This is a genomic window from Pseudodesulfovibrio sp. S3, from assembly GCF_004025585.1.
Lineage (GTDB): Bacteria > Desulfobacterota > Desulfovibrionia > Desulfovibrionales > Desulfovibrionaceae > Pseudodesulfovibrio.
This window is the reverse complement of record NZ_QTZO01000001.1, coordinates 200,728-220,280: the sequence shown is the minus strand read 5'-3', so window position 1 is coordinate 220,280 and position 19,553 is coordinate 200,728. Positions and strand designations below refer to the sequence as shown.

Genomic DNA, 19,553 nt, shown 5'->3' with positions numbered 1-19,553 from the left:
GTCGCCTTTATTCCGCCCGCCACGCCTTGAGCCACGACTCACCGACCACCCCCCGCTCCACAAAGGGATCGCCGGCCACTATCCGCTTTGCCTGATCCTCGTCAACGGCGGTAAACACGATCATTCCGCCGGAACGATCGGCGAACGGACCGCCCCGATACCCCTCAAGACGCAGGTCTTCCCAATACCGGATGTGCCCGGGCACCGCTTCACCTATCTCCTCGGGATTTCCTGACATGAAATAGACATAGGCAAACTCCTGGTCTTCATGAACTTCCATATCTCCTCCAGTGGCCGCTGCCGAGCAGCACAACAACACCAAAAACACTCCAACAACCTTCCGCATACGCTCCCCCTCAGGCCATTGGCCCAAGCCCATGCAGCACGGCCCAGGCCGCAGCGAGTTCTTTTGGCGGGACACCCCGCAACCACTTCTCATTCCACTGCCGCATGACCTTCATGCAGGCAGCCACGGTCTGTCGGCCCGATTCCGTCACCGCGCATTCCACCATACGGCCGTCCGCATGGCTGCGCCGGGTGAGCACGTAGCCCATCTTTTCAAGACGGGCAATGGACTTGGACACATTCGACTTCTCATACAGGAGATAGGACACAATCTCCTTCTGGGTGACAGATCCCTGCTCGCTCACGGCCACGAGAACCACGAACTGCTGCTGCGTCAGCCCGTATTCCCGGGCCATGCGCGCGCCCTCGCGTTGCAAATACACTCCGAGCCTCAACATCTCTTTGACAAACATATTGGGATCAACCATGCGTCCGCTTCCTTTTAGTTTCCTTGTCAACCATAACCCTCCGGATAAGACGATTTAGTTTCCTTGTCAACCATTTACTCCGGCAAGACCGCTGCCACACGATCGACAGCCTGACGGCGGTGGATTTCAGGGATCGACGCCCTTGTCTCCCCTCCCCGGATGTTCCGACCGCCAGTGAGCTCTGCGCCACCTGCCCACGCGCATCGGCTGCAACGGTGCCGCCAAAGGAGCGCGCAACATGACCCGCCCGGTCTTTGCCGCAAAGGAAATCGACTGCGGACCGGACCGGTGCAAACTGGACGGCTGCCCACGGACAAGGGCACGGCACAACCCGGCCCAGGCAGCGGTTGCAGGCGCATGAACAAACAACCGGGAAGCCATGCGTACAGGGCTTCCCGGTTGTTCCGTCCAATCATCCGACCGTGGTCACTGCCGTGGGGTCATAGCCCCCTATGGCCTCCAGCCGCACGGCGGCCAACCGCCGCTTCTCCAACAACTGCACCACCGAATCGGGATCGGCTCCGAGCATGAAGCCGGGAATGGTGACCTTGTTGGAAAAATTCAGGCGGACAACGGCGTTCAGCAGCCGTCCAAAGCCGGAAGGGTACCTGGGACGTGCCGACCGGTTGATCTCGATACGCATCGTATTGAAGAACGGCATCCTGCCCTTGCGAAAGATCAGAACTTCGCCGAATCGAATCAGGACATACCCGAACGGGGTGTATACCGAAAACCGATCGTCCAGGATCTTGATCATGGGCTGACGCCTCATGACCGCAATGATATTGATCATGGACACGGCAAACCCCGCCATGCAGATGGAGTAGACCGCAACCCTCAGGTTGGGATGACTGATCAGATGAAATCCGGCCGTAGCCAGCCCCAGGCAAAGGATTGCCATGCTCATGCATCCCTTGAGACTCTGCTGATTCGGATAAACCTTGAGTGGTACGTACAACATAGGTGCCCCTTGTCTTCGGCAAGAATTTCAGCGAATCCCGGATTCGCCTCCGAAACAGGCACTCCTCCCGCAGGCACAAAAGCCCGAGCCCTGAACATGATCAATCTCCGGAAAGACAAAGCTATCCCACGACAAAAGGCAGCGCATGCAACAAGTGGGCGCGATAGAAACGATTTGGATCTGGATTGAAAACGGACATGTCTGCTCCTCCGGCTGGATCAAGGTCCACAGGAAAAGCAACCTGAGCAGGCAGGAAAACCATAGGCCAGTTCACCCCGCAAGGCAAACGGTTAATGCAACGCGCGCCCCTCGGGTTCGACGGCAAAGAAATCCCCATCCAGCGGCGGGGCCTCAAGCGCCATGAGGCTTTCGATGGTCAGGGCCGGGCCGACCCAAAGCTGGCCGGAAAGAGTAATCCCCTTGGCCAGTCGCTTGGCGTGGTCCAGGGCCATGGCCACCTGTTGCAGGTAGTGATTCTTCGGGAAGATGAATTCAGCGTCATGCTCCCACGGCGGTCTGGCTTCGTCCGAGGGCCAGGAAATGGGATTCCTGAGCCGCCAGGTCACCGCATCCTTGGAATGCGAAACCATGACCCCTTCATCTATCCCCTGACAGGCGGGGTTGCCGCAATCGCAGGTATAGATGAAGAATTCTCCGGACATGGTGGCGGAAGTGACCAGATCAACCGGATCGACATAGACGCCGACGTCGTGCAGGTACTGCCCGTCAACCGACAGGTTGAAATCTATGTACCCGTCCTCGGGGTGCTTCTCGTCCAGGGACAGGGTCACGGATATGCGAATTTCATTCATGGGGCCAGTTCCTCGAAGTAGAAAGTCCGGCCAACAGGGCCTGTTCCGAAGGAGGTAACACAAAGCCCGGCACGCCTCAACGGCAATCAACCGCCTGGACCCGTTCGGTCCTCATCTCATGGGCGGCTTGTGATCCTCGGCAATCTCCGCCCTGACAATGGCCGAGTTGTAGGCCGCGTTGATGGCCAACTCGGTCAGGGTGCCGACCAGTTTGCGCTCCCTGCCGGTGCTGAGCACCGGCAGCTGCGAAACACCCCTATCGGTGATCTTGTCCAGGGCGTCCTGCAAGGTGTCGTCAGTGGTCACGGTGACCGGATCAAGAGTGGCCAGATCGTCGGCGATGAGCAACTCGTTCAATCCCTCCTCATGGAGCACGGTACGGATATCGCGAAAGGAAACAATACCGGTAAGCCTCCCTTGGTCGTCCACCACGTGCAGGTAGGGCGCATTCTCGACCTTGAAGGTCCAGATGATGCGGGAGAGCGACATGGACTTCGGAATGGTGACTATGTCACGATCCATAACCTCTTTGACCAGCATGTGGTTGAGCAGATGCCGATCGCGGCCGGCCTCGATGTCGATGCCGCGCCGAAGCAGCTTGGTGGTGTAAATCGAGGCGCGCTGAATGGTGGAATTCATGACTGTGGCCGTGATGCAGGTCAGCATGAGCGGCAGAATGATGGAATAATCGGAGGTCATCTCGAAGATGATCAGAATGGCGGTGATGGGCGCGTAGGTTGTCCCGGCCACAACCCCGCCCATGGCCACCAATGCATAGGCGCCCGGCAAGGCCGTGTGCGCCGGAAGCAGCGCATGCAGAATGAATCCAAAGGCCCCGCCGGTCATGCAGCCGAGAAACAGACTCGGCGCAAAGATGCCGCCCGAGCCACCCGACCCCAGGGTGATGGAGGAGGCCAGAATCTTGACCACAATAAGCACGGCCAGGAGCTGAAATCCCATCTTGTTGACCAGGGCCAGATTCATGGCCCCATACCCCACACCAAAGACCTGCGGGAAGATAGCGAAGATGACGCCCAGCAGTGCGCCTCCGATGGCGGGCTTGATCCATTCCGGGATACGCACGGCATCAAATGCATCCTCAAATTTATAGAGGGTCTTGGTAAAAGCCAGGGCCACGAAACCCGTAATCACGCCGAGCAACGGATAAAAAAGATATTCCCAGAGGGAGACAATGGTATATTCGGGAAGGTCGAAATGCGGAAAATCACCGAAATAATAACGCGAAATGGCCGTGGCCGTGACCGAGGACAAAACCACGGGAGAAAATTGCATGACCCCGAAATCGCCGATGATGATCTCAAGGGCAAAAAGCGCCCCGGCGATGGGGGCATTGAAAGTGGCAGCGATGCCTGCCGCAGCGCCACATCCGACCATGGTCTTCATGTGTACGCTGGGAGTTTGGAAGAGCTGCCCCACCGAGGAGCCGATGGATGCCCCGATCTGGACCATGGGCCCTTCACGCCCCACGGAACCGCCCGAGCCGATGGTCACGGCCGAGGCAAATATCTTGGCGGCAGCCACCCTCTTGCGGATACGCCCGCCCCTGAGCGCAATGGCCTGCATGACTTCGGGGACACCGTGTCCCTTGGCCTCGGAGGCGAAGTAACTGACCACGACACCCACCACTAATCCGCCCGCCGCAGGCATGACAATTTTCATCCACAGCGGAATGGTCTCTGAAAAGGTCAGGAAATCGCTGGAGTTCTGATAGAACACCCATTGCATGTATTTGAGGCCGTATTTGAACAGAACGGCACCGTACCCGGCAAGCACTCCGATGAGTATGGCCAGGAAAAGGTACCTGACATTAGGTCTTTTCAACTTTTGAAAGAGCGGCTCACCTCGATCAGCAGGCATTGAATCTCCAGTGTTCACGTTGTCCTGAGGTGTTGACAATGAAAGCTTCGGATATATTACCAATTTGCGCAATCATAACCCGACTTGCCCACAGAGCGCAACGCATTGCCCGGAGAACTTGAGTGAAATCGAGAAAAAGGGTAATCAGGGCCTCCCCAACATAACGACATTCCTTTTACGGAGAAGATACATGGCAAAACTCGAAATTTCCCCCCTGGTTCCGAAACCTGAATTCGACATGATGTACTACATGGATATCGCAGGCGAAACCCGTATTGACGGCGATGTCATGGAGGATTTCGAAGAATTCTGGGACAAGTGGGCGCACAACTGTCTCAATGCCTATGAACTGAAAAATCCTGAAGGAAGCGGAAATTTCGTACTCATCTTCCTCGACAAGGAAGTGGAAGACACCATCGAGGGTGTATGGCAGGACTCCCCGACCCACGGACTGCTCTTCCATGCCCTGGCCATCACCATGGTCATGAGCACCGCCCAGGGGTTCGTGCCGGAACTGGCCGACGGCAAGTGCGCTCCCCTGCCCCGTCCGGGCCAGGGCGTCCTTGATGCGTTCAAGGACCTGGGCCTGACCTGGAACGCGGAAGGCACCGTCAACCGCAAATACGCCGTCCTTACCCCCTACCCTTACACCGGTGGTTGCGAGGTCTGCTACATGAGCGCGGACTGCCCCAAGAGTACCGTCAGGAAGCAATCATGACATTCACGGTCAAAGACGTTCTCTCCATCCAGGTGGCTCCGGCCCTGGGCTGCACCGAGCCGGTAGCCATTGCCCTGGGCGCGGCGTCAGCCATGTCACTGCTCCCCACAGATGATTTCGACACTCTTGAGGTCGCGGTGGACCCCAACGTGTACAAAAACGGCCTGGCCGTCTCCATTCCCGGCGCAAACGGCTTATGCGGCCTGGATACGGCTGCGGCCCTCGGCGCCGTGGGCGGCGATCCAGCCCTGCGCCTGGAAGTGTTGCAGACCGTCACCGATGCGCATGTGACCGCTGCCAAGGCCGCCCTGGCCGCCAAAAAGGTAACCGTCACCCTGCTCACTGACCACCGAGGGCTGCTCATCCGCACCCGGGCCATCTCAGGCTCGAACACGGCCGAGTCCGTCATCGAAGGCCTGCACGACAACATCGTCTCCCTGACGCTCAACGGCAAGCCCGTGGACAGTCCCCTCATAAAGGGCAGGACCGAAGGCGGTCCCTCTCCGGTGGCCGCCATGGAGGCCTGGCTCAAGACCCTGACCCTGAACGAACTTGTCGGCCTGACCGATGAACTGGATGACGATGATTTCGCCTTTATCAGGGAGGGCGTGGATGTCAACATGCGCCTTGCGGAACAGGGCCTCAAATACGGCCTGGGCCTGGGGGTGGGCAAGACCCTGGAACGGCTCTCACGTCAGGGGCTGATCAAGAAGGACATGATGCTGGCCGCCCGCATCCTGGCATCGGCCGCAGCCGACGCCCGCATGTCCGGCGCATCCCTTCCGGCCATGAGCTCCGCCGGGTCCGGCAACCACGGCCTGACCGCCATCCTGCCCATCTGGGCCGTGAAGGATTACGTGGAAGGCATCGAGCCGAAGGCCGTACTCGAAGCCATTGCCCTGTCACACATCGTGACTGCCTTCGTCAAAGCGCATACCGGACGGCTTTCCGCCATCTGCGGCTGTTCCGTGGCCGCCGGTGCGGGCGCGACCGCCGGAATAACCTTCCTGCTCGGCGGTGACGCCAAACACATTGCCGGAGCCATCAAGAATCTCCTCGAAGACCTGGCCGGAATCATCTGCGACGGGGCCAAGACCGGCTGCGCACTCAAGCTGGCCACAGCCGCGGGCACCGCTGTTCAGGCCGCCCTGTTCTCACTCCAGGGCGTCAATGTGCACCACACGGACGGCATCATAGGTCTTTCGTCCGAAGACACCATGCGCAACGTGGGCACCCTGGCCGTGGACGGCATGATCCAAACCGACCAGACCATCCTGCAAATCATGCTGAAGAAGCGCTTCAACGACGTTTAGGAAGAATGCCTCCGGCGGCCAGAGGGGGAAACTTTTGAAAAAGGTTTCCCCCTCTGGACTCCCCCTTCAAAACTTTTTGTGTGCCTGCGGCAAGGGCGCACGACAGCAAAAGGCCCCCCCACGTCTCGTTGAGACGCGGGGGTTTTTGTCGCCCACCACCGCGAAGCGGCACCAAAAAGTTTGGGAGAGTCCAGAGAACCTTTTTCAAAAGGTTCTCTGGCCGTCGGAGACGCCTCTCCGGCGAGGAGCCGCCGGAGGCCACCCCAAAAAGGGCCTTTCAAAGATACATTGCGCTAATAATACGCCAACGCCTGGGGCGGGGTCTTGTCCTCGAAGAAGGCCTCGATCCGCTCGCGGTCATCGCTGCTGATCTTGAGGTCCGAGACATTCAGGACAGCGGCGAGGCCGCCATAGGTCTTCACGGCTCGGTCGATGAAGTCGGCGTCTACAAAAGCGCCGTTGACGGTCACTCCCCGGCCTCCCCAACTGACGGTCAGGGATATCACCGGATCGCGCTCCGGGGCCTTTGTGATGAAGTTGCCCGTCCTGACCAAAGCCTCCCGGACCTGATCCGGGAACATGCCGCCCATGCGCCCCAGGGTCTCAATGAAAGCGGGCATGACCGCCAAATAATAGTACTGGTCGATCTTGCAGGCAATGGAACGGCCCGGCATGTTGAGAACCCACGGCTCGGCGGCGAATCCCCTGCCCAACGTCTGCTGCAACCGCTCAACGCTTCCGGTATAATCTGCCAACGCCATGCCTTGCTCCCCGGTTACGGAGTCCCAACAAAAACGCCCCGAGGGCGGGGCGTCAGTCAATGTTATTCCAAGCGCTTCTCGAATCGCTGCATATACATGTCGGTCATTATTCCGTTCACCTTGGCTTCTATGCGCTCGACAGCGGCGGCATCGCCCACCTTGGGAGCCAGGTTTTCGAGCATCTCGGGAATGATCCTCTCGCAGTACTCGCTCCGGGCGTAGGTATTCAGGTTGACCTCGGTATCATGACTGACCACATAGCAGGCCAGAAGCTTGGCGGCATAGTAATTCTCGTATGCGGATGCATAATCTCCGCTCTTCTCGGCGCATTTCCCCTTGAGAAAATAGGCGAGCCCCAACTCCGAGGCAGTCTGGGGCTGGGCAATGGTGACGTCCAGGTACTCTTCGGCCCCGGCGCAATCGCCTTCCCGGACCAGTTCCTGGCCGATGGCAAGCTGGGTCTTCTGCGCACCGCAAGCCGTCAACAGGCCGGCCATCACCATCATCATTACAGCAAACATGATCTTTTTCATTTCGAGTATCCTTTTCAATAACTTTCTCTTTTGACCAGTTCCAGTATTTAGCCCAACACGGAAACGAAGTCCAGACGCCTAAATGGTTATAACCAGAGGGACCACCACGGGATCGCGGCCCAGCACCTTGCGGAAAAAACGACGCAGGGCCGAACGGATGCGCTCCTTGAGCTTGGTGGTATCGCCGGGCGCAATGTTTTCGTGCACGTCCAGGACAATGCACTTGGCATCGTCCAGAAGATGCCGGTACTGCTGTTCGAACACGAACCCCTTGCTCATGATGTCCGGGCCCATGGATATCTCGCCAGTAGCTTCGTCCACCACAAGAACCACGATGACCATGCCTTCGCCTGCCAGGAGGTGACGTTCCTTGAGCACACTCTGGCCCACGTCGCCCACACCCTTGCCGTCCACCAGTATCTTGTCGGCCGGAATCTTGGGCTGAAACGCGAAAGCGCCGTCCTCGAAGAAGGTCACGGGCTGACCGTTTTCCACCACCAATGATTTTTCTTCCGCCACCCCGCAGTCCACGGCCAGCCGTCGGTGCTTGACCAGATGCCGGTATTCGCCGTGCACAGGGATAAAATATTCGGGCCGCACGGTCTCGAGCATGAGGATCAACTCGCCCGCATGGGCATGTCCCGACGCATGAATACCGTGTATCTTCTCATACAGAACCTCGGCACCAAGGCGATACAGGTTGTTGATGACCCGATTGATGGCCTTGACGTTGCCCGGAATGAACCTGGAAGACAAAATGACCAGATCGTCCGGCTTGACCACCAGTTGGCGGTGCTCGCCCAAGGCCATGCGCGACAATGCAGCCAGGGGTTCGCCCTGGGATCCGGTAACGAGCAGGACCAATTCGGAATCGCCATAGACGTCCAGTCCGTCCAATTCTATGAACGTGCCCTTGGGAATCTTCAGGTACCCCAAATCCCGAGCCAATTCGATGTTGCGGTGCAGGGACTTGCCGGATACGGCCACCTTGCGGCCCTCGGCATCGGCCAAATCGAAAATCTCCTGTATCCGCTGGATATGACTCGCAAACAGCGAAACGAGGATGCGCCCCTTGGCCTTGCTGAAAATCTCGCGCAGGGAAACCTTGATCTCGCGCTCGGTCAGGGCAAAGCCCTCGCTCCCGACATTGGTCGAGTCGGACAGCATGACGCGCACGCCCGGCTCGGAAAATTTGCGGAAAGCCCCCAGGTCCGTGGCATGTCCGCCCATGGGATTGCGGTCGATCTTGAAGTCTCCGGTATGCACCACCCGGCCCGCAGGAGTTTCAATGCCCAGTCCGAAGCCCTCGATGATGGAGTGACAGACCGGAAAGAAGTTGAAGCGGAAATCACCGAGCAGAACCCTGTCGTAGGGCCGGACGGAACGCAGGTCGGCCCAGCGTTCCAGATCGTGCTCTCGCAGCTTGTTCTCCACCAGCCCGAGGGTGAACTCCGAACCGTACACAGGCACATCCACGTGCTGCAGGAGCCAGGGCAGCGCGCCTATGTGGTCCTCGTGACCATGGGTGAGCACGATACCATTGAGCATGGCCTTGTTCTTGATGACAAAATCAAAGCAGGGAATGACCACATCCACGCCGAAATGGTAGTCCTCCGGAAACATCAATCCACAATCAACCATGACCATGGATTTCTCGGTCTTGTAGAGCATGCAGTTCATGCCGATCTCGCCGAGACCGCCGAGGGGGTAAAGACTGAAGGACTTTTCGGCTTCCACTTGCACTTACCCCTTGGCCAGCAATTCCCTGTATGCCTTGCTCATCATTGCATACAGGTCATCCTTGAATTTTTCACGATCCTTGAGCGCATACTGCAACGGATCGATGACAGGCAGCGCCTTGAATCGAACCACCGGACGGTTGTCGATGACGATATCGCCTTTGCCCATGATGCGTCCCGTGTTGGTCATGACGAACGGCACCACCGGCAGGCCGCATTTGAGGGCAATGATCATGGCCCCGATCTTGAACTCCATGAGGTCGTCAAGTTCGGTGTTGCGCGTGCCTTCCGGGAACACCAGCGGAGAAATGCCGCTCTTGGAGGCCTCCACGGCATCGTTCAGGGACTGCATGGCCGCCCGCCTGTTTTCGCGGTCTATGCAGATATGTCCGGCATGGGCAAGGGCCTTGCCGTAGATGGGAATATCAAACAGGGATTTCTTTGCCACGAACCGGATGCGGTTGTTCTTTAGCACCGTGAACAGCACCGGGATGTCGAGATTGGACTGATGATTGCCGATAAAGACATAGTGGCCGCCGGGCTTGATTTCGCCCATGTCCGCATCGATCGTGACGCCGGACAGCCGGACAGCGGCTCGGCCCCAGGCAAGGCCCCATCGGTCATATTCCTCGGGAGTGGCCGTATCAGGGTCCACCTTCAACATCTTGATACTGTACCATATGGTCACGGGAACGAGCAGTATGGTGAAAAATAATCGTCGAAACATCATCCGTCCTTATATGTAAGCTCCCGTTTGAATAAACCAAAAGACAGCATGAAACAAGAAAAACAAAAGGGCGACGGAATAAACCGCCGCCCCTGTAGTTAGCGTTGCAGACAACCTACTCTTCTTCAGTCTTCTTGTGAGCGGCAATGACCTTCTCTGTTTCCTGGGGCGGGCATTCCTCATAGGAAGCGAATTCCATGAAGAAGGTACCCTGACCAGCAGTCATGGAGTTCAGGTCGGGTGCGTATTTGAGCATTTCGGCCATGGGCACATGTGCCTTGACCTCGGTCAGGCCGGCCTGGGAATCGGACCCCAAAACCTTGCCGCGGCGGGACGAAAGGTCGCCGATAACGTCTCCCATGAAGGAGTCGGGCACGGCCACCGTGACCAGCATGATGGGTTCAAGCAGAACCATCTTGGCCTTTTCGCACGCTTTCTTGAAGGCCAGGGAACCGGCCACCTTGAAGGCCATTTCCGAGGAATCGACGTTGTGGTAGCTGCCATCGTAGAGCGTCACCTGAAAGTCGATGATCGGGTACCCGGCGAGCACGCCGCGAGCAGCGGTCTCCTGAACCCCCTTGTCCACGGCGGGGATGAACTGCCGGGGGATGGAACCGCCCACGATGGAATCGATGAACTCATACCCGGCGCCGGAAGGCCTGGGGGCGACGTGAATATAACAATCACCGAACTGGCCGCGGCCGCCGGACTGTTTCTTGTGACGGCCCTGAACTTCACGGGCACCCGTCTTGAAGGTTTCGCGGTACGGAACCTTGGGCGTCTTCAGGACGATAGCGGTCTTGTAACGGCGCTTGGCCTTTTCAACGGATATTTCGATGTGGTTCTGCCCCATGCCGGAAAGCAGGATGTCCCCGGACTCCTCGTCTCGGGCCAGGGTCAAGGTGATGTCTTCGTCCAAAAGCTTGGCAACGGCGACGTACACCTTGTCTTCGTCTCCCTTTTCGGCCGGGGCCAGGGCAAAGGTAATCAACTGCGGAGCGATCTCCGGCTTGGCGAACTTGAACTCGGCCTTTTCGACCAGGGTGTCGCCGGTGCGTGTATTCTTGAGCTTGGCCAGGGTGACGATGGAGCCGGGCCCCATGGGAGTCTTGACCGGAGTCTGCTCCTTGCCGTTCATGACCAGAAGCTGCCCCACACGCTCCTTCTCACCATTGGAGGCGTTGAAAAGCTGGGAATCGGGCTTGAGTTCACCGGACAGGACGCGGACCACGGTGAGCTGACCGGCAAAGGGGTCGGCCTGGGTCTTGAAGACGAAGCAGGCCATGGGCTCGTCCGGGGAACTTGCGCGTTCGCCCTCCTCGCCCTGCCAGGCCGCATGGTCCAGCGGACCGGGCAGCAGATTCTGGATGGTGTCCAGAATCATCTGACCGCCCTGATTGTTCAGGGCGGCGGAAACGACCACGGGAACCAGCTCGCCGGAAGCCACACCGAGCTGAAGCCCCTTGGTGATGTCCTCGGGAGAAAGCTCGCCCTCCTCCAAATACTTTTCCATGAGCTCTTCGTCGGATTCTGCGATGTTCTCAATCATGGTCTCGCGAAGGGCCTCGACTTCATCAGCGATGTCGCCGGGGATTTCACCTTCGGAAACCGCGCCGTCTTCACCGAAGAACAGGGCCTTGCCGGACATCATGTCCACCACGCCCTTGAAATTTTCCCGTGTCCCGATGGGGTAGAACAACAGGGCCGGTCGGGCGCCAAGGGCCTCGGAAATGCCGTTGAAGGCCATGTCGAATTCCGCCCGGTCGCGGTCCATTTTGTTGATAACGATCATGGAGGGCAGATTCATTCCCTGAACCAGGGCCCACACCTTGCGGGTCAGCGGCTTGACGCCGTCCACAGCGTCTATGACCATGACCACGCCGTCGGCAGCGGTCAGGGAATAGGACAGGTCACCCGCAAAATTGGAGTCACCGGGAGTATCTATGAGAAAATGGTCGTTCTTTTTCCACTTGAAGCTGGCAAAACCAGGCTGAACCGAACCGCGACGCTTGATTTCCTCGGGCTCATAGTCAAGTACGGTGTTACCGTCTTCGACCTTGCCGAGGCGGTTTACAACTCCGGCATTGAAAAGCAACATCTCGGCGACGGTGGTTTTACCGGAACCGCCGTGACCGACGAGTGCATAAGTTCTTTGGGTTTTCAGGTCAGGCATACTTCACTCCACATCGTTTTCAGGTTGTCCTTATCGAATTCGCGGAGCAAAAAACCCCGCGATAAGTACAGCACTTGGTTTTTAACGGGTTTAGTCCTATAGGAAGAGCAACGCGAGAATGTCAAGCGGTGTTGATCAGTAGAACTTTATTTTATCCCATTGAAATAACAGACTCTTTATAAAAGCCTCGTTGCCATTTTACATTATTCACCCACAATTTCAATCTGTTAAAACGATAATCAGAGAAATAATCAGGAGCCAGACTTGCTGCTTACAAGTGAAATATTCACGGCCTCTGCCCCGGCCATACATGCGGATGGCGCCCACCTGTTTTGGACTGCCGACAACCATGAGTCACTCACGGTTTCCATAACGGAATTCGGACAATCCGCGCCCGTGCTGGTTCGCGACATAGGCACTGGCCTGGAACTGATCGCCGGGGCTTCCCGGCTGTCCATCCTGGCGGCCCTGGGCAGGCCGGTCCTGGCCCGCATGGTCCAGGATGCCAACGACATCGACCTGGGCCTCCTCTACCTGGCCGACAACGTGCAGCGGCCCCTTCATGACGCCATGCGCCTGCAGGCCCTGAAGTACTTTGCCCCGCGTATGAACGAAGCGGCCCTTGCAAAGGATATCCTGCCCCGGCTGGGCATCAAGCCCCAATCCAAGGACGGCAGGCTGTTCCTGGCCTGGCTGAACCTGCCTGAAGCCTGGCAGGGTCTGCTTGAGCGCGGCAATGTCCCCCTGGCCGCGGCCACGGTGTTGAGCCGCATGAGCGAAGCGGACCAAGAGGACGCTGCCCCCCTCTTCACCGGTTTTTCCTGGTCCCGCTCCAATGCGGTCAATGTCCTGACCTGGCTGTTCGAGGCGGCAAAGATGACCGGCACGTCCGTGGCAGAGGTCATGAAACAGGCTGGCGCGGCAGCCATCTTCGCCCAGGGACTCTCCCCAAAGGACGCCATCGCCCGGCTCTCAACCGCAATTCGTCAGGTGCGCTACCCGGAACTGACCCGGTTGCAGGACCGCTTCAGCGCGGCATCCGGCGAAATCACCGCATCCACGCGGTGGCGCGTGACCCAGCCCGACAATTTCGAGACCGACGGAGCCGAACTGACCATCCGAATCAAGGACGCGGCCCAACTCGAAAAGGCCGTGGAGGACCTCAAGACCATGTCCGCTTCCCCTGCCTGGACGAAAATATGGAATCTGGGCGGCACCGATGACTAGACACCTTCCTGCACACCTGCGCAAGATCGGCCATGTTTTCGTGGACGAATCCATGCAGGACTCCCCCATTGCCAACCGGGTTCGCGAGACATTGGCCGGGACCAGCCAGGCAGACATTCCCTGGACCGTGGTTTCGCCCGACCAGGACCGGGTGGAATTCTCGGAGGGCGACACCCAGGCGCTCTATCTCAAGGAATACAAGGGGAAATTTCTCCGATTCTGCCCCGGCACCCGCGCCTACCACTGCTGCGGCTACCGCATCATTCATATCGGCGAAAACTGCCCCATGGCCTGCTCTTATTGCATCCTCCAGGCCTACTTTCAGGACCGGGTGCTCAAGATATGGGCCAATCAGGACGACCTTTTCACCGAACTGGACAACGCGTTCAGCGCGGACAGAAACACCCGTTACCGCGTGGGCACCGGAGAATTCACCGACTCCCTCGCCCTGGAGCACCTGACCGGATACAGCCACAATCTCATCCAATTTCTCGAAGGGCATGACAACGTGGTTCTGGAGCTGAAATCCAAGGTGGTGGACCTCTCCTGGATGAACGCCACCACCCGCGCGGACCGCGTCCTGCCCGCCTGGTCCCTGAACGCGCCCTTCATCAACGAACATGAGGAATTCAACGTCTCCACCCTGACCGAACGGCTGGAGGCGGCCCGCACCTGCGCCGAGGCCGGATTCAGGGTCTGCCTGCACTTCGACCCGGTCATCCATTATCCCGGCTGGAAGCAAGGCTACACCGAGATCATTGACCGTATCTTCGACTATGTCAGGCCGGAACAGATCGCTTACATGTCCATCGGTTCCTTTCGCTGCATGCCTCAGCTCACCCCGATCATCGCGGACAATTTCCCGGACACCACATATATTTATAATGAATTCGTCCCCGGCCTGGACGGCAAGGCCCGACTGCTCCGCCCCCTGCGCGTCGAGCAGTTCATGTTCATGGTGGACCGACTGCGCTCCCACGGCATGGACGAACAGCTCTACTTCTGCATGGAATCCACCGAAGTATGGAAGGAAGTCTTCGGCTACGCGCCAAAGGACTTCGGAGGATTGAACAACCGGCTCATGACCAAGGCTTTCGGGGAATAACGTTCCCCACAATATTGACTTGACCATTACACCCTATATGGTGAATATACGGTAGTTGATTTTCCTGTTTTCGCAACAACCGAAATAACCTGGCCGTTGAGGTCGTTCTGATGAATCCAGATTACGACTCGATACAAGAAATCATTTCCAGAGTGGCGTCCGAAGTCTGCGAAGAAGAAGACATCGGAGGGTACGCGCCGGAGATCCCCGCAGCCTTGGCCGAAACAGCCGTCCAAAACATCAAAGAGAACGAAGAACGCCTGAAAGCGCTGTTGGGGAAGCACGCGCGGTTCAAAAAATCCCGCGGAGGCCAATTGCAATCACAAGCAACGGAAAAGTCGGCCTCAAAGATCATGCGCGCAGCCGCCCGAATCGCGAGCAATGCCGGACGGCGCCATATCATCCCGGAAGATGTCACTGCTTCCATTAAAGAATTATGGTGCACCATCTGGCCATTTTGCATGCCGGAGTAAGAACCATGTCCCACGAAAAAGACGCCTGCCAGTATTCAATAGATATCTGCAAACTGTTCATCACCCTTGCTTCGGCATCCATTGCTTTCATCGTCCAGATTATAATAAATAATGAGGCAATTCTCCCGTTATGGATCAAATATCCAACGATAATTCTCATGGCCACAAGTGTCATCGCCGGGGTATTCTCTCTGATGCACGTCACCTTTAAAGTCAGCCAAGGGAAGTACGACATCCACACCAATTCGTATCGCCACTGCGCAACAATTCAAATTTATGCCTTTGTCTTGGGCATTTGCTTTCTCGGCGGCTGGGCATTGAGTTTAGGATAGAAAAAAACACCCTCATAGCCGCCCGGATTCACCCCGATTACTTCGGTCAACAGGAAATCAGCGAAATAATCCGCTCACCACTTGCCAACCCTGTTATTTTTGGTTAAGTACCCTGACTTCAAATTCACACATCCCGCCCATAACTCCGGGTGGTCCGCGTTGTTGCGGACTCCTTTTGGGACTGCGGGATGGACGAAAAACCCAGGAGATTAGTATGGCTTACGTTACCATGAAGGAGATGCTGGAGACCGGCGTCCACTTCGGCCACCAGACCCGCCGTTGGAATCCCAAAATGCGCCCCTACATCTTCGGCGCCCGCAACGGCATCCACATCATGGACCTGCAGCAGACCGTCAAGATGTTTGCCACCGCCCATGATTTCATCGTCAATACCGTTGCCAAGGGCGGCAAGGTACTGTTCATCGGTACCAAGCGCCAGGCTCAGGAATCCGTCAAGTCGGAAGCCGAGCGCGCCGGTATGTACTTCGTCACCCATCGCTGGATGGGCGGCACGCTGACCAACTTCCAGACCATCAAGAAATCCATTGACCGCCTCAAGAACCTCGAACAGATGTTCGAGGACGGTTCCATCTCCCGCTACACCAAGAAGGAAGCAGTGGGCATGAACCGCGAGGTCAAGAAGCTGAACCTGGCGCTGGGCGGCATCAAGGATCTGAACGAAGCCCCCCGGGCCGCTTTCGTGATCGATCCCAAGCGCGAGCAGATCGCCATCCAGGAATGCCGCAAGCTCGGCATCCCGGTCGTGGCCGTGGTTGACTCCAACTGCGATCCCGATATGGTGGACTACATCATTCCCGGCAACGATGACGCCATCCGCGCCATCAAGCTGTTCGCCACCCACATGGCCGATGCCTGCCTTGAAGGCGCTGCCATGCAGAAAGACTACAAGGCCGAAGCCGAAAAGGCTGCCGAGAAACCGGCTGAGCCCAAAACCGAAGAGAAGGCCGAAGCTCCCGCTGAAGCCCCTGCCGAGGAGAAGGAATAATGTCGATTACCGCTGCACAAGTTAAGGACCTGCGCGAAAAGACCGGCGCAGGCATGATGGACTGCAAGAAAGCCCTGGTGGAATCCGGAGGCGACGAAGAAAAAGCCGTCATGTACCTCCGTGAAAAGGGTCTGTCCAAAGCCGCCAAAAAGGCCGGTCGCGACACCTCCGAAGGCTTGGTCACGCCGTTCGTCTCCGAAGACGGCAAGACCGCCGTTATCGCCGAACTGCTCTGCGAAACCGATTTCGTCGCCAAGGGTGACGACTTCCAGGGCTTTGCAGCTGCTCTCTCCGAGAAGATCGCCGGTCTGGATGTGACCTCCGGCACCGCCGAAGATCTGCCTGCCGACGTTGCCGACGTCACCGACCTCATCGCCAAGCTCGGCGAGAACATGGGTGTCGGACGCTTTGCCAAAGTCACCACCGACGGTGTGCTCGGCGTATACGTCCACTCGAACAACAAGCTCGCCACCATCGTCGAGCTGACCGGCACCGATGACGCTGATACAGCCAAGGACGTTGCCATGCATGTGGCCGCCATGAACCCGACCTGCATCACTCCTGACGAGCTGTCCGCAGACGTTCTGGAGAAGGAAAAGGCCCTGTACATCAAGCAGGCCATGGACGAAGGCAAGCCCCAGGAAATCGCCGAGAAAATCGTCGTTGGCCGCATGAACAAGTTCTACAAGGAAGTCTGTCTCGTTGAGCAGGCCTTCATCAAGGACGACAAGCAGACCATCAAGCAGATCCTCAAAGGTGCTTCCGTCGCCAGCTTCCACCGTCTGGCGCTTGGCGAAAAAGCCGAATAGACCTATTGCCAAAAAAAACGAAAACGGGCCCCACGGCCCGTTTTTTTTGTCCGGAAAACGTGCTATCGCCTTTGGGCGAGATTACTTCGTAACAATTCATACACGCAGGGGTACCCATGCAGACAACGCGATACTCGCGAATTTTATTAAAACTCAGCGGCGAAGCCCTTGCCGGGGACCAGAAATTCGGCATTGAACCCGAAGCCATCGGCCAGTTCGCCAAGGAAATTGCCGAAGTGGCCGCCTCCGGCCTGCAGATTGCGCTCGTCATCGGCGGCGGCAACATATTCAGAGGCATGGCCGCCTCCGCCAAGGGAATGGATCGCGCCCAAGGTGATTACATGGGTATGCTGGCCACCGTCATGAACGCCCTGGCAGTCCAGGATGCCCTGGAAAAGAACGGCTGTGACACCCGCGTCATGACCGCGCTGCAAATGGCCGACGTGGCCGAACCCTACATCCGCAGACGCGCCCTTCGGCACATGGACAAAGGCCGTGTGGTCATCTGTGCCGCCGGCACCGGAAACCCCTACTTCACCACAGACTCGGCCGCTGCCCTGCGCGCGCTGGAACTCAAGTGCGACGCCATTTTCAAGGCCACCAAAGTGGATGGCGTGTATGACAAGGACCCCGTCAAATTCGACGACGCGATCAAATATGAAACGGTCTCATACATGGAAACCCTGGAAAAACGGCTTGGCGTCATGGACTCCACGGCCATTTCCATGGCCCGTGACAACGACCTGCCGATCATCGTCTTCAATCTGTACAAGGAAGGCAATATCCGCAGGGCTGCCAATGGCGAAACCATAGGAACGACTGTTCAAGGAGAGTAAGATGCAATCCGTACTTGATGATGGAAAGAAAAGAATGGTCGGGGCCGTCAGCGCCCTTGACAAGGAATTCAGCAAACTGCGCACAGGCCGCGCCACAACAGCCCTGGTGGACGGAATCATCGTGGACTATTACGGCACTCCCACGCCCATCGGGCAGCTTTCCTCAGTGTCCGTCCCCGATTCCAAGACCATTACCATCCAACCTTGGGACAAAGGGGCCTTCGGTGCAGTGGAAAAGGCCATCCAGTCCTCGGACCTCGGTCTCAACCCGGTCAATGACGGCAAGATTATCCGCATAGCCATCCCGCCCCTGACCGAGGAACGCCGCAAGGATCTGGTCAAGATCGCCAAGAAGTACACTGAAGACGCCAAGATCGCCATCCGCAACGTGCGCCGCGACATGAACGACGTGCTCAAGAAGATGGAAAAGGACAAGGACATCTCCGAAGACGAAAAGAAACACGGTGAGACCGACGTCCAGAAGATGACCGACGATTTCGTCAAGAAAGCAGATGAAGCCATGGCCGCCAAAGAAAAAGAGATTCTCGAAATCTAACAGGACACTTCTTTGAGCAAGACAAATATACCCGCCCATATAGCCATCATCATGGATGGCAATGGCAGGTGGGCGACACAGCGCGGGCTGCAACGGGCCGACGGCCATCGTGCCGGGACCGAAGCAGCCCGCGCCATTGTCGCCCGCTGTCGCGAACTGGGCGTGCGCCACCTCACCCTCTACACCTTTTCCAAAGAGAACTGGGCACGCCCCAAGGACGAGATCAAGACCCTGTTCGAATTGCTGACCTCCTTTCTCAAACGGGAAGAGAAAAGCCTGAGGGAACAAGGCATCCGATTCAACGTCCTGGGCGAACTCGAAGCCATGCCCATGGGTGTCCGCCAGATTCTCAAGCATGTCATGCGCCAGACAAAGGACTGCAAGGACATGACCCTCAACCTGGCCCTGAACTATTCGGGCCGGGACGAAATACTTCGTGCCGCCAAGGCCATGATAACAAAAGGAATCCCTGCGGAAGCAGTCACCGAAGAAGCCTTTGCCGCCGAACTCTGGACCGCTGGGCAGCCCGACCCGGATCTGATCATCCGAACCAGCGGTGAACTCCGGTTGTCCAACTATCTCCTGTTCCAATGCGCCTATGCCGAATTCTATTTCACCGACGTATACTGGCCCGATTTCTCTCCGGATGAGCTGGACAAAGCCGTCGCCGACCTGAACGAAAGACAGCGCCGGTTCGGGAAAACCGGCGAGCAGCTCGACGAACAGTGACCGGATTTCATCAAACCCTTTATTGTTTTCCAGGACTTATTGCCCCCGACCTTCAAATAGCGTAGATAAATCAGACTCGCATCAAGCGCGAA

Annotated in this window: 22 protein-coding genes; 12 read left to right on the top strand and 10 right to left on the bottom strand. The window is 57.6% G+C overall.

The window, feature by feature from the left end:
- Positions 1-7: 7 nt before the first annotated feature.
- Both DWB63_RS01135 and DWB63_RS01130 read right to left on the bottom strand, forming a co-directional pair.
- Positions 8-280: a YciI family protein gene (locus tag DWB63_RS01135; RefSeq protein WP_206613111.1), complete on the bottom strand. Its 273-nt coding sequence runs from the start codon at positions 278-280 to the stop codon at positions 8-10.
- A 76-nt stretch (positions 281-356) separates the two neighbouring features.
- The gene (locus tag DWB63_RS01130; protein WP_128326962.1) at positions 357-773 is read right to left on the bottom strand and encodes a MarR family transcriptional regulator; all 417 of its coding nucleotides are present in this window, start codon (positions 771-773) and stop codon (positions 357-359) included.
- 238 nt (positions 774-1,011) lie between these two features.
- On the opposite strand from DWB63_RS01130, the gene DWB63_RS17510 reads away from it, so the two are divergent.
- Positions 1,012-1,134, top strand: coding sequence for a hypothetical protein (locus tag DWB63_RS17510; protein ID WP_277749734.1), 123 nt, complete (start codon positions 1,012-1,014; stop codon positions 1,132-1,134).
- Between the two features lie 51 nt (positions 1,135-1,185).
- Here DWB63_RS17510 and DWB63_RS01125 read toward each other — a convergent pair whose 3' ends face one another.
- The 3 genes from DWB63_RS01125 to DWB63_RS01115 all read right to left on the bottom strand — a co-directional run bounded on the left by DWB63_RS01125 (position 1,186) and on the right by DWB63_RS01115 (position 4,424).
- A complete protein-coding gene (locus DWB63_RS01125) occupies positions 1,186-1,734 on the bottom strand; it encodes a hypothetical protein (RefSeq protein WP_128326961.1) in 549 nt (182 codons plus the stop codon).
- A gap of 290 nt (positions 1,735-2,024) precedes the next feature.
- Complete coding sequence (locus DWB63_RS01120; RefSeq protein WP_128326960.1) at positions 2,025-2,546, bottom strand: hypothetical protein; 522 nt, start codon at positions 2,544-2,546, stop codon at positions 2,025-2,027.
- Between the two features lie 111 nt (positions 2,547-2,657).
- Positions 2,658-4,424 carry a chloride channel protein gene (locus tag DWB63_RS01115; RefSeq protein WP_128326959.1) on the bottom strand — a complete coding sequence of 589 codons (1,767 nt, stop codon included), beginning with the start codon at positions 4,422-4,424 and terminating at the stop codon, positions 2,658-2,660.
- A gap of 190 nt (positions 4,425-4,614) precedes the next feature.
- Here DWB63_RS01115 and DWB63_RS01110 point away from each other — a divergent pair, with 190 nt between their 5' ends.
- Together DWB63_RS01110 and DWB63_RS01105 are read left to right on the top strand one after the other, a co-directional pair.
- Positions 4,615-5,142: a hypothetical protein gene (locus DWB63_RS01110; RefSeq protein WP_128326958.1), complete on the top strand. Its 528-nt coding sequence runs from the start codon at positions 4,615-4,617 to the stop codon at positions 5,140-5,142.
- Positions 5,139-6,455, top strand: coding sequence for an L-serine ammonia-lyase, iron-sulfur-dependent, subunit alpha (locus DWB63_RS01105; protein ID WP_128326957.1), 1,317 nt, complete (start codon positions 5,139-5,141; stop codon positions 6,453-6,455). The genes DWB63_RS01110 and DWB63_RS01105 overlap by 4 nt, the downstream gene beginning before the upstream one ends.
- Before the next feature lie 293 nt (positions 6,456-6,748).
- On the opposite strand, the gene DWB63_RS01100 is transcribed toward DWB63_RS01105, so the two are convergent.
- The 5 genes from DWB63_RS01100 to fusA all read right to left on the bottom strand — a co-directional run bounded on the left by DWB63_RS01100 (position 6,749) and on the right by fusA (position 12,388).
- Positions 6,749-7,216, bottom strand: coding sequence for a hypothetical protein (locus DWB63_RS01100; RefSeq protein WP_128326956.1), 468 nt, complete (start codon positions 7,214-7,216; stop codon positions 6,749-6,751).
- A 62-nt stretch (positions 7,217-7,278) separates the two neighbouring features.
- Positions 7,279-7,749, bottom strand: a complete 471-nt coding sequence (locus DWB63_RS01095; protein ID WP_128326955.1) for a hypothetical protein — start codon at positions 7,747-7,749, stop codon at positions 7,279-7,281.
- A gap of 78 nt (positions 7,750-7,827) precedes the next feature.
- Positions 7,828-9,486: a ribonuclease J gene (locus DWB63_RS01090; protein WP_277749733.1), complete on the bottom strand. Its 1,659-nt coding sequence runs from the start codon at positions 9,484-9,486 to the stop codon at positions 7,828-7,830.
- Positions 9,487-9,492: 6 nt separating this feature from the next.
- Complete coding sequence (locus DWB63_RS01085) at positions 9,493-10,215, bottom strand: lysophospholipid acyltransferase family protein (protein WP_128326954.1); 723 nt, start codon at positions 10,213-10,215, stop codon at positions 9,493-9,495.
- A 115-nt stretch (positions 10,216-10,330) separates the two neighbouring features.
- Positions 10,331-12,388, bottom strand: a complete 2,058-nt coding sequence (fusA, locus tag DWB63_RS01080; protein WP_128326953.1) for an elongation factor G — start codon at positions 12,386-12,388, stop codon at positions 10,331-10,333.
- A gap of 264 nt (positions 12,389-12,652) precedes the next feature.
- Between fusA and DWB63_RS01075 the strand changes: the two genes are divergently transcribed.
- The 9 genes from DWB63_RS01075 to uppS all read left to right on the top strand — a co-directional run bounded on the left by DWB63_RS01075 (position 12,653) and on the right by uppS (position 19,461).
- Positions 12,653-13,615 carry a hypothetical protein gene (locus tag DWB63_RS01075; RefSeq protein WP_128326952.1) on the top strand — a complete coding sequence of 321 codons (963 nt, stop codon included), beginning with the start codon at positions 12,653-12,655 and terminating at the stop codon, positions 13,613-13,615.
- Positions 13,608-14,720, top strand: a complete 1,113-nt coding sequence (locus DWB63_RS01070; protein WP_128326951.1) for a spore photoproduct lyase family protein — start codon at positions 13,608-13,610, stop codon at positions 14,718-14,720. Before DWB63_RS01075 ends, DWB63_RS01070 begins: the two co-directional genes overlap by 8 nt.
- A gap of 110 nt (positions 14,721-14,830) precedes the next feature.
- Positions 14,831-15,193, top strand: a complete 363-nt coding sequence (locus DWB63_RS01065; protein WP_128326950.1) for a hypothetical protein — start codon at positions 14,831-14,833, stop codon at positions 15,191-15,193.
- Between the two features lie 5 nt (positions 15,194-15,198).
- Complete coding sequence (locus DWB63_RS01060; RefSeq protein ID WP_128326949.1) at positions 15,199-15,525, top strand: hypothetical protein; 327 nt, start codon at positions 15,199-15,201, stop codon at positions 15,523-15,525.
- 214 nt (positions 15,526-15,739) lie between these two features.
- A complete protein-coding gene (gene rpsB / locus DWB63_RS01055) occupies positions 15,740-16,531 on the top strand; it encodes a 30S ribosomal protein S2 (RefSeq protein ID WP_128326948.1) in 792 nt (263 codons plus the stop codon).
- Entirely contained in the window at positions 16,531-17,340 is an 810-nt protein-coding gene (gene tsf, locus DWB63_RS01050) for a translation elongation factor Ts (RefSeq protein ID WP_128326947.1), read from the top strand. Before rpsB ends, tsf begins: the two co-directional genes overlap by 1 nt.
- 116 nt (positions 17,341-17,456) lie before the next feature.
- Positions 17,457-18,176: a UMP kinase gene (gene pyrH, locus DWB63_RS01045; protein WP_128326946.1), complete on the top strand. Its 720-nt coding sequence runs from the start codon at positions 17,457-17,459 to the stop codon at positions 18,174-18,176.
- A 1-nt stretch (position 18,177) separates the two neighbouring features.
- The gene (gene frr / locus DWB63_RS01040; protein ID WP_128326945.1) at positions 18,178-18,732 is read left to right on the top strand and encodes a ribosome recycling factor; all 555 of its coding nucleotides are present in this window, start codon (positions 18,178-18,180) and stop codon (positions 18,730-18,732) included.
- A 12-nt stretch (positions 18,733-18,744) separates the two neighbouring features.
- Positions 18,745-19,461, top strand: coding sequence for a polyprenyl diphosphate synthase (gene uppS / locus DWB63_RS01035; RefSeq protein ID WP_128326944.1), 717 nt, complete (start codon positions 18,745-18,747; stop codon positions 19,459-19,461).
- The last annotated feature ends 92 nt before the right edge of the window (positions 19,462-19,553 follow it).